Raw genomic sequence first — 17,129 nt, 5'->3', positions numbered from 1 at the left:
TTAACAAATTTTTGTGGAGGAGTGACCGAGTGGTTAAAGGTAACAGACTGTAAATCTGTCCGCGTGAGCGTACGTAGGTTCGAATCCTACCTCCTCCATTGTGCGGGTATAGCTCAATGGTAGAGCTCTAGCCTTCCAAGCTAGTGACGTGGGTTCGATTCCCACTATCCGCTCTTTTTTTTGTTGTATTTTTATAAAATCAACATATTATTTATTGATGTATTTGTATTTTAGGTAGAAAAGTTTAAATTATGACAGCAATAGTGGAAGCATTTGGAAAGCCGCATGTAAATGTGGGAACAATAGGACATGTGGATCATGGGAAGACAACGTTGACAGCGGCGATAACGAAGCATTATGGAAATTTTGTAGCGTACGATCAGATAGATAAAGCGTCAGAAGAAAGGAAGAGGGGGATAACGATAGCAACAGCGCATGTTGAGTATCAGACGGAAAAAAGGCATTATGCACACGTTGATTGTCCTGGACATGCTGACTATGTAAAGAACATGATAGTAGGTGCAGCACAGATGGATGCGGCGATATTGGTAGTGTCAGGGGTTGATGGGCCAATGCCACAAACGAGAGAGCATATATTGCTGGCGAAGCAGGTGGGTGTTGGATATATCGTGGTGTATATAAATAAAGCTGATGTTGCTGATGCTGATATGATAGATTTAGTGGAAATGGAAGTGAGGGAATTGCTGAATAAATACGGATTTCCAGGGGATGAAGTGCCTGTTGTGGTTGGTTCAGCACTCAAGGCGCTGGAGGATGACAGCAGCGAATATGGAAAAAAATCAATAGACAAATTGATGGAAAAGTTAGATGAATATGTGGCGGTTCCACCAAGGCCTGTGGATTTACCATTTTTATTGCCAATCGAAGATGTATTTTCGATATCGGGGCGAGGAACAGTGGTAACAGGAAGAATAGAGAAGGGAGAGATAAAGACGGGAGAAGAGATAGAGATAATAGGTCTGCAAGCGACGCAAAAGACGATATGCACAGGGGTTGAGATGTTTAAGAAGTTGCTGGATAAGGGAAGTGCAGGACTCAATGTAGGAATATTGTTAAGAGGAACAAAAAGAGAAGAAGTGGAGAGAGGGCAAGTATTAGCAAAACCGGGGACGATAACGCCGCATAGAAAGTTTAAGGCGGAGGTTTATATATTAAAGAAAGAGGAAGGAGGAAGGCATACACCATTTTTTGCGAATTACCAGCCACAGTTTTATTTAAGGACAACGGATGTAACTGGGAGCATAAAATTACTAGATGGGAAGGAGATGGTAATGCCAGGAGATAATGTGAGTGTAGAAGTAGAATTGCAAGTACCGATAGCAATGGATAAGGGATTGCGTTTTGCGATAAGAGAAGGCGGTAGAACTGTTGGTTCTGGTGTTGTTTCTGAAATTTTGGAGTGAGTGTAGTAACTAAGATGAAGCAAGATATATATATTAACATTAAGGCTTTCGATTGTTCTTTGTTGGAGGAGTGTGTTCGAAAATTTGTTGATGAATTAAAGCGGTCCAGTGCAAAATTATCTGGTCCGATTGCGTTGCCAAGAAAAGATTCTAAATTTATTGTTAATAGATCTCCTCACGTTGATAAAAAATCTCGTGAACAGTTTGAAATAAGAACTTCTAGGCGTTTGATTGTTTTACATGATCTTACTCCTACTATGATGCAGATGCTTACAGGTTTATCTTTTTCTGCTGGCGTAGAAGTGGATTTAAAAGTCAAGGAAGTTAAGGTTTAGGAGAAGGAAATGAAGAGAATAAATTCGCTGAGGAGAATTGGTTTACTAATGATGAATATTGGTCATACTGCTATGTATTCTGACAATAGTCGCATGGCTGTAACTTTATTGCATCTCAGCGAAACTTATATTATTGATATGAAAGGACAAGATAAATGTGGCTATAATTCAGTTATTTTAGGCACAGGAGATTTTAAAAATATAGCAAAACCTCAGTTGGAATATTTAAAGAAAAAGGGTATAAATAATAAATGTAAGTTATACGAAAGTAGATTAAATGACCTGTCGGGAATAGAATGTGGTAAAAAAGTGGAAATCAATCATTTTGTGGTTGGTCAATATCTTGATATTACGGGTTATTCTATAGGTAAAGGATTTGCTGGTGTGATGAAGCGGCATAATTTCAGTGGGCTTAGGGCATCTCATGGTGTTTCTATTGCTCACAGGTCACAAGGTTCCACTGGCCAATGTCAGGATCCTGGTAGAGTATTCAAAGGAAAGAAAATGGCTGGTCATTTAGGTAACAGCAGGATAACTGCACAAAATATGAAGATATTATCCATTGATCATGAAAATAGTATAATTGCTGTGAAGGGTAATAATGTTCCTGGGTTTAAAAATTCCTATGTTTTTGTAAGAGATGCAGTTAAAAAATCTTTACATAAAGATGTTCCTTTTCCGGTAGGTCTGCTGTTAGATGTAAATGATGATGCTAGTAATTTGGTAAGTTAGTTATGGAATGTAATTTAGTTAATCTATCTAATAATAATGTAGGTACTGCTCAGCTCAATCCTTTGATATTTTCTGCTAAGCAAAAATTGAGTATTTTGCATGATATAGTGAGATGGCAATTAGCGAAGAGAAGAGCTGGTACTCATAAAACAAAAGGTATCAGTGATGTCTCTGGTACAACAGCTAAACCTTATGGTCAAAAACGTACCGGTAGGGCAAGACAAGGGAGCTTGCGATCTCCTCAATTTAGAGGTGGTGGGGTTATTTTTGGCCCTGTTGTGAGGAGTCATAGTTATTCTCTTAATAAGAAGGTACGCAAATTTGGTTTAAAAATTGCTTTATCTCTAAAGTATTTAAATAATCAAGTAATTATTCTGGATAATTTAAATATTGATGTGAAGAAAACGTCTGAAGTGTGTAAATGTATTAAAAATTTTAAATTTTCTTCCTTTTTGATAGTTGGTGATTATGGAGATGATTTGTTGCGTGCGGCTAAAAACTTGCACTATGTAGACTTAATCAAACCTATTGGGTTAAATGTTTTTGATATATTGAATCACGAATGCGTGATGTTGACAAAGGATACTTTAAAGCATCTTGAAGGTAGATTGTTATGATCAAATATAATAATATAATAAAATCTCCTATAATTACAGAAAAGGCCTCTTTTTTGAGGGAGAAGTTTAATAAATATTCTTTGTATGTTTTTGTAAATGTAAATAAGCGTCAAATAAAGTTGGCAATAGAGTCTCTATTTGATGTTAAAATTTCTTCTATAAATGTTGTTAGAGTTAAGCCTAAATATAGGCGTTTTAGGGGTGTGATTGGTTGTGAAAAACAGAAAAAGAAAGTTTATTTTTCTTTGATGGATGGTCAAAAATTAGATATAATGAGCGTTTAATATGGGTATGAAATTTTTTAATCCTGTTACTCCGTCTTCTCGTGGGACTGTGTTAGTAAGTAAAGTTGGTTTATCAAAAGATGAGCCAGAAAAGTCTCTTACATCTGGTAAAAAGTCCAGTGGTGGAAGAAATAATCATGGTAGAATTACAACTCGTCATAGGGGTGGTGGTCACAAAAAGAAGTATAGAGTGATAGATTTTAAGCGTAATAGAAGTGGTCAAGGTATAGTTGAAAAAATAGAGTATGACCCAAATAGAAGTGGGTTTTTGGCGTTAATATCATATAAGGAAGATGATATTAAGTCTTATATATTAGCTCCTCAAGGTATGAAGCCAGGTGATGTTGTTACAGCTGGGAATGATGCTGATATTTTGCCAGGGAATTGTTTGCTACTCAAGCATATACCTGTTGGTTCTTTCGTTCATAATGTTGAGCTGAAGCCAGGTAATGGTGCTGCGATTGCTAGAGCTGCTGGTTGTTATGCACAAATCGTTGGTCGTGATGGCCAATATGTTTTATTACGACTCAGGTCTGGTCAAATTAGGTTGATTTTATCTTCTTGCAAGGCTACTATTGGTGTAGTATCTAACCCTGACCATAAGAATAGAAAGTTGGGTAAAGCTGGGAGAAGTAGGTGGCTTGGGATTAGACCTACTGTACGTGGAGTTGCAATGAATCCGGTTGACCATCCTCATGGGGGCGGGGAAGGAAAAACCTCTGGTGGTCGTCATCCTGTTACTCCTTGGGGTGTTGCAACAAAAGGAAAGAAAACTCGGAAGAGAAATAAATCTAGTGATAAGTATATAAAACAGTTGAAAGGTTAGTTTATGAGTAGATCTGCATGGAAGCCTCCTTTTTGTCATCCTTCTATATTAAAGTCGGTGAATAATGCTTTAAACAAGGGGTTTGTTAACATGGCTATAAAAGTTCATTCCAGGGCTTCTGTAATTCTTCCTAATTGTTTAGGTTTAAAATTTGCTGTTTATAATGGTAAGGATTACATTCCTGTGAATGTTAATGATCAGAATATGATAGGTCATAAGTTTGGTGAGTTTTCACCCACTCGTAAATTTACTGGGCATAGTGGTGATAAAAAGGCGACAAGAAGGTAATTGATATGAAAAACAGAGATGTAATAGTTAAAGCTGGTTCTAGGGTTTTAAAATCAACTCCTCGTAAATTGAATTTGGTTGCTGGTTTAGTACGTAATAAAAAAGTTTCTTTTGCCACTGTGCAATTAAGATTTTGTGAAAAGAAAGCTGCAGGTCTTATAAGGAAGGTATTAAATTCTGCGATTGCTAATGCTCAAAATTATGGATTGGATATCGATAATTTATATATAAAAGAAATTTTAATAGGTAAGTCTCTTACTTTGCGTAGGGTATGTCCAAAAGCTATGGGTAGAGCTAATAGAGTTAGTAAACGTTATAGTAATATAACTGTAAAATTGGGGGAAATTATATGATTCATAAAAATAGAAAATTAATAAGGAAAGTGCAAAAATATGGGAAACGTTAATCCTAAAGGATTTAGGTTAAAAATAATTAATACTTGGTCATCTATTTGGTATGCTGAGAAGGGTTATAAACAAGGGTTGCATCAAGATTTATCTATTCGCAGTTATATAAATGAATCTTTTAAGCATGCTGGTGTTTCTAAAGTAATTATAGAGCGTACGATCGATTTGGTATCTGTAATAATACATTCTTCTAGACCTGGAGTGATAATAGGTAAGAAAGGCTCGGATATTGAGAAGATAAAGCAAAAGATAGCTGAAAAAGTAAAAAATAATGTGGAAGTGAATGTAGTAGGGGTTAAAAGGTCTGAAATAGATGCAGTTTTAATATCAAACAGCATTGCACAGCAGTTAGAAAAAAGGGTTTCATTTAGAAGAGCGATGAAAAAAGCTATTCAAAGTTGTTTGAGGATGGGTGCTAGAGGTATTAAAGTAAGTTGTTCTGGGCGCCTTGGCGGAGCTGAGATAGCTCGTACTGAGTGGTATAAAGAAGGCCGTTTGCCTTTGCATACTTTACGTGCTAATATAGATTATGCTTTTGCTGAAGCAAAAACTATATATGGCATCATAGGAGTTAAGGTCTGGGTTTATATTGGTAACTAATTAGGTATATTGAAATGTTTGTTCCTAAAAAAAGTAAATATAAAAAAGTATTTAAAGGACGAATTAAGGGTAACACGAAAGGTGGTAGCACATTATCTTTTGGAGATTATGGTCTAAAGGCTATAGAAGTAGGTAGGATTCAATCTAAGCATATTGAAACTGCAAGGCGTGTAATATCTAGAACATTAAAACGCTCTGGTAAAGTGTGGATAAGAATTTTTCCTGATACCCCTGTTAGTAAAAAGCCGGCGGATGTGCGTATGGGTAAAGGGAAAGGTAGTGTTGAGTTTTGGGTATTTAAAGCTAAGCCCGGTAGAATGTTGTTTGAAATTAGCAGTGATGTTCCCATGCATTTAGCAAGATTGGCGCTTGAAAAGGCAACTGCTAAGCTTCCTATGAAGTGTAAATTTGTATCTAATCATAATTAAATGGAGTTGCAATGGATATAGCTGACATTGAATCGAGGTCCTCGCAAGAATTGCATGAAATTCTTGTGAATTTGAGAAAAGAGTTTGTTAATTTGGTTTTTCAAAAAAAGCTGGGCCAGTGCAACAATATTTCGCGTTTTAGCTTAATAAAAAAGAGCATAGCTCGTATTCTAACTACATTAAATAAAAGAAGAAGAGAGGAAAAGAATGCCTAAAAAGGTTTTTTGTGGTACTGTAACTAAGGCTGAGTGTGATAAGACTGTAAAGGTTTCGGTATTACAAGTGTATAAGGATGAGCTGTATAAAAAGGTTATAAAAAAATACAAGAAGTATACAGCACATGATGAGAATAATAGTTGTAAAGAAGGGGACAAGGTTTTAATACAAGAACACAAGCCTATTTCTACTACTAAAAAATGGGTTGTTGTTAATAGCTCACATTGAATAGGATATTTACATGATTCAAAAAAATACATTATTGGAAGTAGCTGATAATTCTGGTGCGCGTGCAGTGCTTTGTATTGGTTTATTGGGTGGTAGAAAATCTGCATCTATAGGTGACACAGTTATTGTATCTACTAAATCTATTACTCCAAGAGGGAAGGTTGAGAAGGGAAAAGTATATAGAGCAGTTGTGGTGAGGGTGAAAAGCCCTATTAGAAAATCTGATGGTTCTGTAATTCGTTTTTCTAGCAATGCTGTAGTTTTGATTAATGATCAAGGTGAACCACTTGGCACTCGGGTGTTTGGTCCGGTAAAAAAGTTATCATCTGGTTCTTTTATGAAGATAATGTCATTAGCTGTTGAGGTTTTATAATGAGTGCTAAAATAAAAAGTGGTGACGACGTTATAGTTTTAACTGGTAGAGATAAGGGAAAAATTGGTAAGGTAATCAAAGTTATAGCACGTGATGCTAAAAAGAAAGTAATTGTTTCTGGAGTGAATGTGCATAAGAGACATACTAAACCAAAAGCTGGTAGTAGTGGTGGTATATTAAATAAAGAGTTAGCTATTGATATATCCAACGTTGCAACATTGGACCCTAAATATAAAACTCCAACTAAAGTGGGGTTTAAGGTTATAGACGGTAGAAAAGTGCGTTTTGCAAAAGTTTCTGGAGAAGTGATAGATTAGGTTGATATGTTTAAAGAATTATATAAAGATAGCGTAGTAAAGTCCTTAAAGGATAAGTTTAATTACGGCAATATAATGCAAGTGCCTAAACTTGTCAAGGTGTGTATCAATATGGGCGTTGGAGATGCTGCTACAGATAGTAAAGCAATAAATGAACCACTTGATAGCCTATATTTGATTGCTGGGCAGAAGCCTTTATCAACTTTTGCAAAAAAATCTATTTCTGGCTTCAAGATCAGAAAAGGTGCTACAGTAGGTTGCAAAGTAACTTTGCGTAGAGATAAAATGTATGAGTTTTTAGAAAGATTGATATATATTGCTTTGCCAAGGGAAAAAGATTTTAGAGGATTTAGTGTGAAGCAATTTGACGGTAATGGTAATTTTTCCTTTGGTATAAAGGAACATATCTCGTTTTTAGAAATAGACTATGATAAAATAAGTAAAATTAGAGGTATGGATATTAATATTATAACAAGTGCAGTTAGTGATAAGGAAGCAAAGGAATTATTACTGGCTCTTAAATTTCCTTTTTTTGATTAATTAAGAGGAGAAATATATGGCAAAAAAATCTATGATAGAAAGAAATCTTCGCAGAATAAAGTTGTGCGATCAATATAAAGAAAAAAGAGAAAAATTGAAATCTATAATAAATAATAAGAATTTGTCTATTGTAGAAAGGTTTACAGCTCAAAATAAATTAATTAAAAAATTGCCTAGAAATTCTTCTAAAACCAAAATTAGAAATAGGTGTGCTTTAACTGGGAGACCAAGAGGAGTATATAGAAAATTTGGTTTATGTAGAATTGTTTTGCGTGATTTATGTTCTTTTGGGCAAATTCCAGGAGTTACAAAGTCTAGTTGGTAAATATAATATAAGGAGTATATTGTGGCGTTATCTGATAGTATTGGTGATTTTTTAACAAGGATACGTAATGCTCAATTGGCAATGCATAGGGCAACAAGGGTACTATTTTCTAAGATGAATTCTTCTATATTGGAGATTTTAAAAGAGGAAGGGTATATCCTTGATTATGAAAAGCAAGTTGTAGATAATTTACCTTCTTTCATTGTAAAATTGAAGTATTATGAGAAGTCACCTGTAATTAGTGACATAGTTAGGGTGTCAAAGCCTGGTTGTCGTCGTTATTCTAAGTATAAGGACATTTCTAAAGCATATAATGGTCTTGGTATTTTTATTATATCGACACCCAAAGGAGTGATGACTGATTATAATGCACATAAGTTAAAGGTTGGTGGAGAAGTTTTGTGTCGTGTGTTTTAAATAATAGGAGAAATTCATGTCTCGTATAGGTGCTGCTCCTATCAATATTCCTGCTGGTGTTTCAGTTGAATATAATAATGGTAGTATGTTAATAAAGAGTGCTAAGGCTGAAAAGGAAGTTAGCTTGATCAGGGATGTTGTGTGTCAGATTATTGATAATCAGCTATTGCTTTCTGTTGATCAAGATAAAGATAATTATGATAAAATAAAGCCTATGTGGGGCACTTATAGGAGTAATATTAATAATATCATTAACGGCATGGTTGATGGTTTTTCTGTTAATCTTGAGATTAACGGTGTGGGATATAAGGCAGAGTGTGATGGTAAGTATTTGACTTTGTATCTTGGTTATAGCCATAATGTTAAATATAAAGTGCCTAAAGATGTTGAGATTAAGTGCATAAAGCCAACTCACTTAGTAGTTAGTGGTATGGATAAGCAGAAGGTCTATATGGTGGCGTCTGATATATGCAAAATTAGAAAATATGATCCTTATAAAGGTAAGGGTGTTGTAATAAAAGGCAAATTTATGCTGCGTAAGGTTGTAAGTAAAAAGAAGTAATAAAAATGAAAAGATCGTATAATTTTTTAAGTAATTCTGAAAAAAGGAAGTTACGTAATGGAGCGAAGCTTGACAAGAGCGCTGAACGTTTACGTATATCCATATTTAAATCTAATAGGCATTTTTATGTCCAGTTAATTAATGATGTAAAAGGAATAACTCTCACTTCAGCTTCTACTTTGGATGCTAAAATTAAGGATGTATGTAAAGGGAAAGTCAACGCTGAAACTATAAAACAGGTTTCTTCTTTAATGGTTGAGCGTCTGTCTGGCATGAAATTAGAGCAGCAGCTTACGTTTGATCGTGGAGCGTATAAATACACAGGATTAGTTTCTCAATTTGCTGAGGCTTTAAGAAGTTCTGGATTTGAATTTTAGAAGGTTTTGAATATGGCTATAAAGAATTTACAAAATAATAATGATTTATCAGAGCTTTTAGTTTCGGTACGAAGAGTGACAACGGTTACCAAAGGTGGTAGAAGATTTTCATTTTCAATTTTGGTTGTTGTTGGCGATGAGAAGGGTAGGGTAGGGTGTGGAATAGGTAAGCACGCAGAAGTTGCTGAAGCAAGAGTCAAAGCTGTAAATGCTGCAAAGAAATCAATGATTAGAGTGTACTTGCGTGAAGGTAGAACTTTGCATCATGATATTAAAGCTAAATTTTGTTCTGGTGAGATAGTTTTAAGAACCGCAAGAGCCGGAACAGGTATTATTGCTGGTGGAGCGATTAGATCAGTTTTTGAGGTGTTAGGTATAAAGGATGTGGTAGCTAAATCCACTAGATCAAATAATCCTCATAACGTTATATGTGCGGTGTTTAAGGCTTTTGATAGTATGTTATCTCCTCGTCAGGTAGCAAGCAAAAGAGGCAAAAAGATTAGCGAGATAGTTGGAAACAGGTAAAGTATGAATAATGCTGTAAAATTAAACTCTATATTTACTAAATTATCTAAGAAAAAGAAGCCTAAGTTGCTGGGTAGAGGTATCGGTTGTGGTAAAGGTAAAACATCCGGTAGAGGGCATAAAGGGCAGAAGGCTAGAAGTGGAGTTTCTATAAATGGTTTTGAGGGTGGACAACAGTCTATATATACTCGTTTGCCTAAAAGAGGTTTTAAGCCTATACGTAGGAGCATATACTCTATAATTAATGTTGGCGATATACAGCGCTTAATGGAAGCTAAAAAAATAGTGAAAGACTCTGTTATAGATAAGGAGAGGCTGTATAAATTAGGTTTTATAAAGTCTATTAAGGATAAAATTAAACTTCTTAATAAAGGTAAGTTGAGCGAAAAATTTGTGTTTCATGTTGATTTTGCGTCAGAAGCTGCAAAAAAATCTGTAGCTTCAGTTGGTGGTAGTGTGGAAATACTATCGTAAGTCATGGGCAATAAATCAGCATTTAATAGCTTGGATCCTACGTTGTTATATAAAGGCGATTTATTAAAGCGTATATTTTTTACGCTAATAGCTTTAATTTGCTATCGCTTGGGTACTTATGTGCCTATTCCTGGAATTAATCTTGATGTAATTAATGATATATTTCCCAAAGATGGCTCAGGCGTTTTTGGAGTATTTAATTTATTTTCTGGTGGTGCATTGGCTAGAATGACAATTCTAGCATTGAACGTTATGCCATATATAATGGCTTCTATCATTATTCAGTTACTTTCTTCTGCGATTAAAGGAATGAAGGAAGTTAAGAATGATGGAGAGTCAGGCCGTAGAAAGATGAATTCTTATATACGCTATCTGACCATAGTAATTTGTGTATTTCAATCAATTCCAATTTTGGTTGGATTGGAAGGGATGAATAGGGAAGGGGTATTGGTTGTAATCGAACCTGGTGTTATGTTTCGTACAATAGGTGTTTTCAGCCTTTTAGGTGGAACTATGCTTTTAATATGGCTTGGTGAACGAATCAGCGCTAGCGGTATAGGCAATGGTATCTCATTAATCATTTTCACGGGTATAATATCAGAGTTACACAGCGCTTTGTCATCTTTGTTAACGTTAAATAAAAACAGTAGCGTATCGTTATTTATTATCCTTTTTGTTTTGGTATTGTTTTTTTTGCTGCTACTCTTAGTCATTTTTGTAGAGTCTTCTTATAGAAAGGTTATTGTTCAACATCCTAAAAAGCAATTTAAAAGATTACATAATGACGATTTTACTTATATTCCATTGAAGATTAATTTATCTGGTGTAGTACCAACCATTTTTGCTAATGCAATTTTATTGACACCTATTTCAATTGCAAATTTCTATAAGGGGCACGCTTTTTCTGATTTTATTTTGAATTACTTTATGGCAAATAAAGTAGTATATATTGTAGCCTATTTGGTGCTGATAGTATTTTTTAATTTTTTCTATACCAATTTTATATTTAATCCAGAGGAAAACGCAGATTTTCTTAAAAAAAATGGTGGTTTTATACCTGGTAGAAGGCCTGGGAAACATACTTCTGATTACCTTCAAGATATAGTTTTTAAGTTGACATTCATTGGCTCTGCGTATTTGGTAGTCATATGTACTGTACCTGAAGTTATGAGATATTATTATGATATACCATTTATTTTTGGTGGGACGAGCTTACTGATTATAGTGAACGTTATTACTGATACTATTATGCAAATACAATCTTATATTTTTTCAAATAGGTACGACAACTGGATAAAGAAATATGAGTCTAAAACGAGGAAAGTAAGATGATCATTACGATTTTTGGTCCTCCAGGTTCTGGTAAAGGTACTCAGTCAAGCTTGTTAATAGCAAAATATAATTTAAAATTAATTTCAGTAGGGGATTTATTAAGGAATATTATATCTAGCAGTAGTGAGTTAGGTAAAAAAATAAAGGGTACCGTGGAATCTGGTAATTTAATTCAAGATGAAATTATATGTGGATTATTACGTGACCAGCTTGCATTAGTGGATGATAATTGCTTATTAGATGGTTTTCCGAGAAATTTAAACCAGGCTCATTTTTTGACTCAAGTTTTGCAAGAAAAATATAATAGGGATGTTGACATTGTAGTTGAGCTGCAGCTTGACGATAATATTGCAATCGATAGGTTAAAAAATCGTCTCGCGTGTTTGGACTGTAAAAGCATATATAGTGTATCTTCTTTTAAGAGTACTACTTGTGCTAAATGTAAAAGTACGAGGTTAGAGAAAAGAATTGATGATGCTGATATGTCTGCAATTAATAAGAGAATAAGTGAATATCACCTTCAAATGAAAGGTTTACGCGAGTATTATAAAGGCAAATTATTAACAATTGACGCTAATTTGAGTGTTGATGAGGTAACGCAAGAGATTGAAAGTAAAATTTCTTGTAATTTGGTTTGACTCTGAGTTGTTTTATGGTATAAATTAAGAGTTGTTATTAATAAAGTATCGAGGTACCAGTGGCACGTATTGCAGGCATAAATATTCCAGTGAGGAAATGTGTTCCTTTTGCATTAACTTATATATATGGTATAGGTATTGCTACTGCGAATGTAATTTGTCACGCTTGCGAAGTTGATAAGCGCAAACGTGTTTCAGAATTACGAGATGAAGATATAGAAAAGATCAGCGGTTTCATTAGACAAAATTATGTTATAGAAGGTGAGCTCAGAAAAGAAGTGGCTATGAACATAAAATCTTTAGTGGAAATGGGATGCTATAGAGGGGTGAGACATAGAAAAGGTTTACCTGTGAGAGGGCAAAGGACTCATACTAATGCTAAGACTCGTAAAGGTAGATCTCGGTTGCCTATTGCTGGGAAAAAATAAAATTTATTATTATTGTGAGTTTTAATGAAAAAAGTCAAAACGGTTGGTAAGAGTAAGAAGGAGTTTATTACTGGTGTTGTCCATATTCGTGCAACTTTTAATAATACTTTTGTAAATGTAACTGACGTTCATGGTAATACGCTATGTCAAACTTCTGTGGGTGCATGTGGTTTTTCAGGTTCGAGAAAATCCACACCTTATGCTGCAGGTAAGGCTGCGGAGTCTGCTGCAAAGAACGCAATGGAGAGATTTGGTATGAAGGTTGTCTCTGTAATAATTCGCGGTCCTGGCTTTGGTACCGAAGCTGCGGTTAAAGCACTTCAGAGCTGTGGGTTGACTGTGACTTCAATTGCAGATAAAACCGCAATTCCTCATAATGGGTGCAGGTTAAGAAAAAAAAGAAGAGTATAGGATATTTGAAAAGGTTGTTTTATGTATTATAATAATGATGTTTCTCTCTGTAGCAATTTAGATAAATTGATTAAACCTAGTTCAGTTAAGGTAATATCAGATGATTCAAGTGAAAAAAGTGATATAGTGCTAGAACCGTTGGAAAGTGGTTTTGCTTTAACATTAGGTAATGCATTAAGACGTGTAATGTTATCTTCTCTTAAAGGTAGTGCTGTTTATGGAATAAAAATTGAAGGTGTAACTCATGAGTTCACTTCAATTCAAGGGGTGAGAGAAGACGTAACTGATATAGTATTAAATATGGGTATGTTGAGGTGTAAATTAAATGGTGCTTCTAATAAATGCTTAAATTTAAACGCTAAAGGGCCTTGCCAGGTATTAGCTGGGATGATAGAAACTGATGATCAATGCTCTATTGTTAATAAAGATTTGTTAATATGTACGCTGGGGCAAAATGTGGAGCTTAACATGACCATATATGTGGCTAGCGGAAAAGGTTATCTTCTTGTAACTAAATATAAAGAAAATGAACTTTTGAAGCTTATGAGTGAACAGGATTTAATTGGTTTTATTCCAGTTAATGCTTTGTATAGCCCTGTCAACAGGGTTTCGTACAGGGTAGAGAACAGTCGTGTTGGCCAAGTGACTGATAAGGATAAGCTGATATTGTCAATTGAAACTGATGGTACAATTTCTCCGAGTCAAGCTGTTGACTCTGCTGCAAGAATATTACAGGAGCAACTTCAGCCCTTTATTAGTTCTGATGTAAGTTATAAAAAATCGCAGGTTTCTTCGTCTAGTGGTGCTAAAGATTTGGGTTATGACCCTGTCTTATTGCGTAAGGTAGATGAAATGGAATTATCTGTCAGGTCTCATAACTGTCTGAAAAACGAAAACATCACTTATATAGGTGATCTTGTGCAAAAGACAGAAGGTGAAATGTTAAGAACTGCTAATTTTGGCAGAAAGTCTTTGAATGAGATTAAGGCAGTTTTGACTAATTTTGGCTTGTCTTTGGGTATGAATGTGCTAAACTGGCCACCTAAGGATATAGATGAGTTGGCTAAACAACATACTGATGAAGATTAGGTGATATATGAAACATGGAATAAAAAAACGTAAACTATCTCGTTGTACTGAACATAGATTATCGACGTTAAAGAATCTATCTATCTCATTAATTAACCATGAGCAGATTGTAACTACTTTACCAAAAGCTAAGGAACTTCGTCCATATGTCGAAAAGTTTATTACAATTGCTAAGAATAAGAATACTTTACATGGTAGAAGACTTTTGCTTTCACGCCTTCATAATAGTAAGTTAGCAGTTGATAAGTTATTAAACGTCTTAGCCAGCCGTTATCAAGATCGTAAAGGTGGGTATTCTAGAATAATAAAATTTAGCACTCGAAAGGGTGATTGCGCTTCAATGGCAGTGATAGAACTGGTTGATAGGGATATTGCAGCAAGAGGTAAGGTTTATAGTAAAAATAAAGAAGGAGGCAAAGTAGTTACACAAAGTTAATTGTTATCATAATTGTTCTTCTTGTGGTAAGTAGGTTACTTTGGCGAGTTATTAGTTTTAGTATATTTAAAACTGAAATGGTATAATGTTATAAAACGCCGTTACCGTTGCAAGTTCGGTGAAATTGACTTAATTGTATCTAAAAAAAAGGAGCTGATTTTTATAGAAGTTAAAACAAGTTTACTTGGAAAAGAAATACCGATATCTCATCTTCAATGTCAGTCTATTATAAATTCTTCTAAGTATTTCTTAAGTAAAAACCTTAGTTTTTTAGATTATTCAGTCAGATATGATTTATATTTTCTTTCCTTAAAGAGAAGACCTGTTTATATAAAAAATGCTTGGATTGAAGAATGAAAGATTTGTAGCTGAATTAATTTAGATTTACTGGATTTAATATGAAAAAGACCCAATACAATAATTTAGTTTCATCTTACGCTAGAGTGCTATTTCATGTCTCAGGAAGCAGGTTAGGTATTATAAGGAAAGAAGTAGAATTTTTGTTGGCTTTTTTTAAGGATCAACGTGATGTTTTTGTGTACCTATCTCATCCTATGATTTCTTTTGCACACAAAAAAGAAGTGATGCTTTCTATAAATGAGCACTTGAGTGAGAATTTAGTAAAATTTATTATGGTTATATTTGCAAATAAACGCTCTAGTTTATTGATCCTTATATTAGAAAAATTCTTAAGTCTTGCAAGAGAAAATGAAAATGAATTCGAAATTACTATAAAGTCAGCAGAAACTTTAAAGGAATCTGATATAAAAATAATTACTGAATCTTTGAGCTTTCTTGGTAAAATAATAAAAGTAAGCAATGTGGTTGACCCTTCTATACTAGGTGGCTTCGTAGTTAGGTATGGTTTTAATTTGATCGATGCTTCGCTAAAAAGTTACTTGGATAGGTTAGTTGACTTAAGTAAAATGGAAATATTAAAAGTAAGGAATTTTGTATGAAGAACAGTATGAATGTTTCTGAGATAGCAAGTGTAATAAGGGAAAAAGTTGAGACGTTTGATAATCCTATAAAGCGGGAAAATATAGGTGAAGTAATTTCAGTAACAGATGGTATCGCATTGGTTTATGGGCTGGAAAAAGCAAAATTCGGTGAAAAGGTATTTTTTGCAAGTGGTGTAGAAGGAATAGTTCTCGATTTAGATCATGATACGGCTGGAATAGTTGTGCTTGGTAATGACCGTGATGTGAAAGAAGGGGACGTTGTAAAATGTAGTGGTGATGTTGTGCAGGTGCCTGTAGGGCATGAATTGTTAGGGAGAGTTGTAAATGCGTTGGGCCATCCTATGGACGACGGTGGGGAAATTAGAGCCAAAAACAGAATGGATATAGAATCTAAAGCGCCAGGCATTATTGATCGTAAGTCTGTGCATGAGCCACTGCAAACAGGAATTAAAATTATAGATTTGCTAATTCCAATAGGTAGAGGGCAGCGTGAATTAATTATTGGTGATAGACAAATTGGTAAAACTACTATTGCGCTTGATACTATTATCAATCAGAAGAAGATTAACGATGAGGTAAACGAAAATCAAAAAGTTTACTGTGTTTATGTTGCTATTGGGCAAAAAATTTCAACAGTAGCAAAAGTGGTAAATAAGCTGAAAGAAAGCGGAGCATTAGAGTATACAACTGTAGTTGTGGCTAGTGCATCTGACTGCGCGCCTATGCAATTTTTAGCACCTTATGCTGGTTGCACTATTGGGGAATTTTTCCGTGACAAAGGAATGCATTGTTTGATTATATATGATGATTTATCTAAGCATGCTGTGGCATATAGGCAGATGTCTTTATTGCTCAGACGTCCTCCTGGTCGTGAAGCTTACCCTGGAGATATATTCTATGTACATTCTCGCTTGCTTGAAAGAGCTGCTAAAATGTCTGATAAAAAAGGGCAGGGTTCTTTAACTGCTTTGCCAATTGTCGAAACTCAAGCTGGTGATGTATCTGCATATGTGCCAACAAATGTTATTTCAATTACCGATGGGCAGATCTTTCTTGAGTCTGAATTATTTTATAAAGGATTTCGACCTGCAGTAAATATAGGTTTGTCAGTTTCACGGGTTGGTTCTGCTGCACAACTAAAGTCTGTGAAGAAAGTTGCTGGTTCTATAAAGCTAAGCTTAGCTCAGTATAGAGAATTAGAAGATTTCGCAAAATTTGGTTCTGATCTTGATGCTAGTGTTCAATTATCCTTGAATAAGGGTAAATATCTTGTCGAGTTATTAAAGCAAAAACAACATTTATCTATGTCAATAGAAGAGCAAGTAGTGCTGATGTATATTTTTTCTAACCTATATAATCAGTTAAGTAAAATACAAATAAGTTACATTAATAAATTTGAACATGATCTTATTAATTATTTTCATACTGTGCATCCTGGGGTTTTAAAAAAGTTGTCAAATGACATGAGTGATGATATAAAAGGTGATATTTTTAACATTGTGAGTAATTTCGTTACTCAATTTAATTGCGTTTAGGTG

At 34.6% G+C, this 17,129-nt stretch carries 29 protein-coding genes, 2 tRNA genes and 1 pseudogene; all 32 read left to right on the top strand.

Going from position 1 to position 17,129, the window contains the following annotated elements; translation table 11 throughout:
* Nucleotides 1–15 precede the first annotated feature (15 nt).
* The 32 genes and pseudogenes from AAGD70_RS04425 (at nt 16) to atpA (ending at nt 17,126) form a co-directional block, all read left to right on the top strand.
* Nucleotides 16–98, top strand: a tRNA-Tyr gene (locus tag AAGD70_RS04425).
* A gap of 4 nt (nt 99–102) precedes the next feature.
* A tRNA-Gly gene (locus AAGD70_RS04420) sits at nt 103–173 on the top strand.
* 78 nt (nt 174–251) lie between these two features.
* The gene (gene tuf, locus AAGD70_RS04415) at nt 252–1,424 is read left to right on the top strand and encodes an elongation factor Tu (RefSeq protein ID WP_341814063.1); all 1,173 of its coding nucleotides are present in this window, start codon (nt 252–254) and stop codon (nt 1,422–1,424) included.
* Between the two features lie 14 nt (nt 1,425–1,438).
* The gene (rpsJ, locus tag AAGD70_RS04410) at nt 1,439–1,759 is read left to right on the top strand and encodes a 30S ribosomal protein S10 (RefSeq protein WP_065094535.1); all 321 of its coding nucleotides are present in this window, start codon (nt 1,439–1,441) and stop codon (nt 1,757–1,759) included.
* Nucleotides 1,760–1,768: 9 nt separating this feature from the next.
* On the top strand, nt 1,769–2,491 hold the full coding sequence (rplC, locus tag AAGD70_RS04405; protein ID WP_065094536.1) for a 50S ribosomal protein L3: 723 nt from the start codon (nt 1,769–1,771) through the stop codon (nt 2,489–2,491).
* Nucleotides 2,492–2,493: 2 nt separating this feature from the next.
* The gene (rplD, locus tag AAGD70_RS04400; protein WP_065094537.1) at nt 2,494–3,108 is read left to right on the top strand and encodes a 50S ribosomal protein L4; all 615 of its coding nucleotides are present in this window, start codon (nt 2,494–2,496) and stop codon (nt 3,106–3,108) included.
* Nucleotides 3,105–3,392, top strand: a complete 288-nt coding sequence (locus tag AAGD70_RS04395; protein WP_065094538.1) for a 50S ribosomal protein L23 — start codon at nt 3,105–3,107, stop codon at nt 3,390–3,392. The genes rplD and AAGD70_RS04395 overlap by 4 nt, the downstream gene beginning before the upstream one ends.
* Nucleotide 3,393: 1 nt before the next feature.
* Complete coding sequence (rplB, locus tag AAGD70_RS04390; protein WP_012673181.1) at nt 3,394–4,218, top strand: 50S ribosomal protein L2; 825 nt, start codon at nt 3,394–3,396, stop codon at nt 4,216–4,218.
* Between the two features lie 3 nt (nt 4,219–4,221).
* Nucleotides 4,222–4,506, top strand: a complete 285-nt coding sequence (gene rpsS, locus AAGD70_RS04385; protein WP_006279181.1) for a 30S ribosomal protein S19 — start codon at nt 4,222–4,224, stop codon at nt 4,504–4,506.
* Nucleotides 4,507–4,511: 5 nt separating this feature from the next.
* A complete protein-coding gene (gene rplV, locus AAGD70_RS04380) occupies nt 4,512–4,859 on the top strand; it encodes a 50S ribosomal protein L22 (RefSeq protein WP_007549821.1) in 348 nt (115 codons plus the stop codon).
* Between the two features lie 39 nt (nt 4,860–4,898).
* The gene (rpsC, locus tag AAGD70_RS04375; protein ID WP_010962753.1) at nt 4,899–5,513 is read left to right on the top strand and encodes a 30S ribosomal protein S3; all 615 of its coding nucleotides are present in this window, start codon (nt 4,899–4,901) and stop codon (nt 5,511–5,513) included.
* Between the two features lie 14 nt (nt 5,514–5,527).
* Nucleotides 5,528–5,941 (top strand): 50S ribosomal protein L16, encoded by a 414-nt coding sequence (gene rplP, locus AAGD70_RS04370; RefSeq protein WP_065094539.1) that lies wholly within the window; start codon nt 5,528–5,530, stop codon nt 5,939–5,941.
* 11 nt (nt 5,942–5,952) lie between these two features.
* Entirely contained in the window at nt 5,953–6,156 is a 204-nt protein-coding gene (rpmC, locus tag AAGD70_RS04365; protein WP_064124648.1) for a 50S ribosomal protein L29, read from the top strand.
* Entirely contained in the window at nt 6,149–6,385 is a 237-nt protein-coding gene (rpsQ, locus tag AAGD70_RS04360; protein ID WP_064124649.1) for a 30S ribosomal protein S17, read from the top strand. Before rpmC ends, rpsQ begins: the two co-directional genes overlap by 8 nt.
* 13 nt (nt 6,386–6,398) lie before the next feature.
* A complete protein-coding gene (gene rplN, locus AAGD70_RS04355; protein ID WP_006279348.1) occupies nt 6,399–6,758 on the top strand; it encodes a 50S ribosomal protein L14 in 360 nt (119 codons plus the stop codon).
* Nucleotides 6,758–7,075, top strand: a complete 318-nt coding sequence (gene rplX, locus AAGD70_RS04350) for a 50S ribosomal protein L24 (protein WP_065095310.1) — start codon at nt 6,758–6,760, stop codon at nt 7,073–7,075. Before rplN ends, rplX begins: the two co-directional genes overlap by 1 nt.
* A 6-nt stretch (nt 7,076–7,081) precedes the next feature.
* Nucleotides 7,082–7,615 carry a 50S ribosomal protein L5 gene (gene rplE, locus AAGD70_RS04345; protein WP_064124652.1) on the top strand — a complete coding sequence of 178 codons (534 nt, stop codon included), beginning with the start codon at nt 7,082–7,084 and terminating at the stop codon, nt 7,613–7,615.
* 16 nt (nt 7,616–7,631) lie between these two features.
* Nucleotides 7,632–7,940, top strand: coding sequence for a 30S ribosomal protein S14 (rpsN, locus tag AAGD70_RS04340; protein WP_006279345.1), 309 nt, complete (start codon nt 7,632–7,634; stop codon nt 7,938–7,940).
* A 21-nt stretch (nt 7,941–7,961) separates the two neighbouring features.
* Nucleotides 7,962–8,357: a 30S ribosomal protein S8 gene (gene rpsH, locus AAGD70_RS04335; protein ID WP_007551150.1), complete on the top strand. Its 396-nt coding sequence runs from the start codon at nt 7,962–7,964 to the stop codon at nt 8,355–8,357.
* Nucleotides 8,358–8,373: 16 nt separating this feature from the next.
* Complete coding sequence (rplF, locus tag AAGD70_RS04330; protein ID WP_007551152.1) at nt 8,374–8,919, top strand: 50S ribosomal protein L6; 546 nt, start codon at nt 8,374–8,376, stop codon at nt 8,917–8,919.
* Between the two features lie 5 nt (nt 8,920–8,924).
* Nucleotides 8,925–9,296, top strand: a complete 372-nt coding sequence (gene rplR, locus AAGD70_RS04325) for a 50S ribosomal protein L18 (protein WP_065094541.1) — start codon at nt 8,925–8,927, stop codon at nt 9,294–9,296.
* Between the two features lie 12 nt (nt 9,297–9,308).
* Nucleotides 9,309–9,821 carry a 30S ribosomal protein S5 gene (gene rpsE / locus AAGD70_RS04320; RefSeq protein ID WP_010962748.1) on the top strand — a complete coding sequence of 171 codons (513 nt, stop codon included), beginning with the start codon at nt 9,309–9,311 and terminating at the stop codon, nt 9,819–9,821.
* 3 nt (nt 9,822–9,824) lie between these two features.
* Nucleotides 9,825–10,295: a 50S ribosomal protein L15 gene (rplO, locus tag AAGD70_RS04315; RefSeq protein ID WP_006279863.1), complete on the top strand. Its 471-nt coding sequence runs from the start codon at nt 9,825–9,827 to the stop codon at nt 10,293–10,295.
* Nucleotides 10,296–10,298: 3 nt separating this feature from the next.
* The gene (gene secY, locus AAGD70_RS04310) at nt 10,299–11,627 is read left to right on the top strand and encodes a preprotein translocase subunit SecY (protein ID WP_065095309.1); all 1,329 of its coding nucleotides are present in this window, start codon (nt 10,299–10,301) and stop codon (nt 11,625–11,627) included.
* On the top strand, nt 11,624–12,265 hold the full coding sequence (locus tag AAGD70_RS04305) for an adenylate kinase family protein (RefSeq protein WP_007550178.1): 642 nt from the start codon (nt 11,624–11,626) through the stop codon (nt 12,263–12,265). Before secY ends, AAGD70_RS04305 begins: the two co-directional genes overlap by 4 nt.
* A gap of 59 nt (nt 12,266–12,324) precedes the next feature.
* Nucleotides 12,325–12,693, top strand: coding sequence for a 30S ribosomal protein S13 (gene rpsM / locus AAGD70_RS04300; protein WP_010962745.1), 369 nt, complete (start codon nt 12,325–12,327; stop codon nt 12,691–12,693).
* A 24-nt stretch (nt 12,694–12,717) separates the two neighbouring features.
* On the top strand, nt 12,718–13,104 hold the full coding sequence (gene rpsK, locus AAGD70_RS04295; protein WP_065094543.1) for a 30S ribosomal protein S11: 387 nt from the start codon (nt 12,718–12,720) through the stop codon (nt 13,102–13,104).
* Between the two features lie 21 nt (nt 13,105–13,125).
* On the top strand, nt 13,126–14,193 hold the full coding sequence (locus AAGD70_RS04290) for a DNA-directed RNA polymerase subunit alpha (protein WP_065094544.1): 1,068 nt from the start codon (nt 13,126–13,128) through the stop codon (nt 14,191–14,193).
* Between the two features lie 7 nt (nt 14,194–14,200).
* Complete coding sequence (gene rplQ, locus AAGD70_RS04285; RefSeq protein WP_007550873.1) at nt 14,201–14,629, top strand: 50S ribosomal protein L17; 429 nt, start codon at nt 14,201–14,203, stop codon at nt 14,627–14,629.
* 30 nt (nt 14,630–14,659) lie between these two features.
* A pseudogene (locus AAGD70_RS04280) lies at nt 14,660–14,986 on the top strand (YraN family protein); the annotation flags it as partial.
* A gap of 41 nt (nt 14,987–15,027) precedes the next feature.
* On the top strand, nt 15,028–15,588 hold the full coding sequence (atpH, locus tag AAGD70_RS04275) for an ATP synthase F1 subunit delta (protein WP_010962742.1): 561 nt from the start codon (nt 15,028–15,030) through the stop codon (nt 15,586–15,588).
* Nucleotides 15,585–17,126: a F0F1 ATP synthase subunit alpha gene (gene atpA, locus AAGD70_RS04270; RefSeq protein WP_065094545.1), complete on the top strand. Its 1,542-nt coding sequence runs from the start codon at nt 15,585–15,587 to the stop codon at nt 17,124–17,126. Before atpH ends, atpA begins: the two co-directional genes overlap by 4 nt.
* Nucleotides 17,127–17,129 lie beyond the last annotated feature (3 nt).

This window comes from Wolbachia endosymbiont (group A) of Nomada flava (genome assembly GCF_964027055.1).
GTDB classification, from domain to species: domain Bacteria; phylum Pseudomonadota; class Alphaproteobacteria; order Rickettsiales; family Anaplasmataceae; genus Wolbachia; species Wolbachia pipientis.
The sequence above is the reverse complement of the archived record's forward strand: the minus strand, read 5'-3'. Positions and strand labels throughout refer to the sequence as shown.

Excerpts from the sequence above, each read along its gene's own strand:
- tuf (WP_341814063.1), top strand. The coding sequence starts at position 252 with ATGACAGCAATAGTGGAAGCATTTGGAAAGCCGCATGTAAATGTGGGA.
- rpsJ (WP_065094535.1), top strand. The coding sequence starts at position 1,439 with ATGAAGCAAGATATATATATTAACATTAAGGCTTTCGATTGTTCTTTG.
- rplC (WP_065094536.1), top strand. The coding sequence starts at position 1,769 with ATGAAGAGAATAAATTCGCTGAGGAGAATTGGTTTACTAATGATGAAT.
- rplD (WP_065094537.1), top strand. The coding sequence starts at position 2,494 with ATGGAATGTAATTTAGTTAATCTATCTAATAATAATGTAGGTACTGCT.
- AAGD70_RS04395 (WP_065094538.1), top strand. The coding sequence starts at position 3,105 with ATGATCAAATATAATAATATAATAAAATCTCCTATAATTACAGAAAAG.
- rplB (WP_012673181.1), top strand. The coding sequence starts at position 3,394 with ATGGGTATGAAATTTTTTAATCCTGTTACTCCGTCTTCTCGTGGGACT.
- rpsS (WP_006279181.1), top strand. The coding sequence starts at position 4,222 with ATGAGTAGATCTGCATGGAAGCCTCCTTTTTGTCATCCTTCTATATTA.
- rplV (WP_007549821.1), top strand. The coding sequence starts at position 4,512 with ATGAAAAACAGAGATGTAATAGTTAAAGCTGGTTCTAGGGTTTTAAAA.
- rpsC (WP_010962753.1), top strand. The coding sequence starts at position 4,899 with ATGGGAAACGTTAATCCTAAAGGATTTAGGTTAAAAATAATTAATACT.
- rplP (WP_065094539.1), top strand. The coding sequence starts at position 5,528 with ATGTTTGTTCCTAAAAAAAGTAAATATAAAAAAGTATTTAAAGGACGA.
- rpmC (WP_064124648.1), top strand. The coding sequence starts at position 5,953 with ATGGATATAGCTGACATTGAATCGAGGTCCTCGCAAGAATTGCATGAA.
- rpsQ (WP_064124649.1), top strand. The coding sequence starts at position 6,149 with ATGCCTAAAAAGGTTTTTTGTGGTACTGTAACTAAGGCTGAGTGTGAT.
- rplN (WP_006279348.1), top strand. The coding sequence starts at position 6,399 with ATGATTCAAAAAAATACATTATTGGAAGTAGCTGATAATTCTGGTGCG.
- rplX (WP_065095310.1), top strand. The coding sequence starts at position 6,758 with ATGAGTGCTAAAATAAAAAGTGGTGACGACGTTATAGTTTTAACTGGT.
- rplE (WP_064124652.1), top strand. The coding sequence starts at position 7,082 with ATGTTTAAAGAATTATATAAAGATAGCGTAGTAAAGTCCTTAAAGGAT.
- rpsN (WP_006279345.1), top strand. The coding sequence starts at position 7,632 with ATGGCAAAAAAATCTATGATAGAAAGAAATCTTCGCAGAATAAAGTTG.
- rplF (WP_007551152.1), top strand. The coding sequence starts at position 8,374 with ATGTCTCGTATAGGTGCTGCTCCTATCAATATTCCTGCTGGTGTTTCA.
- rplR (WP_065094541.1), top strand. The coding sequence starts at position 8,925 with ATGAAAAGATCGTATAATTTTTTAAGTAATTCTGAAAAAAGGAAGTTA.
- rpsE (WP_010962748.1), top strand. The coding sequence starts at position 9,309 with ATGGCTATAAAGAATTTACAAAATAATAATGATTTATCAGAGCTTTTA.
- rplO (WP_006279863.1), top strand. The coding sequence starts at position 9,825 with ATGAATAATGCTGTAAAATTAAACTCTATATTTACTAAATTATCTAAG.
- secY (WP_065095309.1), top strand. The coding sequence starts at position 10,299 with ATGGGCAATAAATCAGCATTTAATAGCTTGGATCCTACGTTGTTATAT.
- AAGD70_RS04305 (WP_007550178.1), top strand. The coding sequence starts at position 11,624 with ATGATCATTACGATTTTTGGTCCTCCAGGTTCTGGTAAAGGTACTCAG.
- rpsK (WP_065094543.1), top strand. The coding sequence starts at position 12,718 with ATGAAAAAAGTCAAAACGGTTGGTAAGAGTAAGAAGGAGTTTATTACT.
- AAGD70_RS04290 (WP_065094544.1), top strand. The coding sequence starts at position 13,126 with ATGTATTATAATAATGATGTTTCTCTCTGTAGCAATTTAGATAAATTG.
- rplQ (WP_007550873.1), top strand. The coding sequence starts at position 14,201 with ATGAAACATGGAATAAAAAAACGTAAACTATCTCGTTGTACTGAACAT.
- atpH (WP_010962742.1), top strand. The coding sequence starts at position 15,028 with ATGAAAAAGACCCAATACAATAATTTAGTTTCATCTTACGCTAGAGTG.
- atpA (WP_065094545.1), top strand. The coding sequence starts at position 15,585 with ATGAAGAACAGTATGAATGTTTCTGAGATAGCAAGTGTAATAAGGGAA.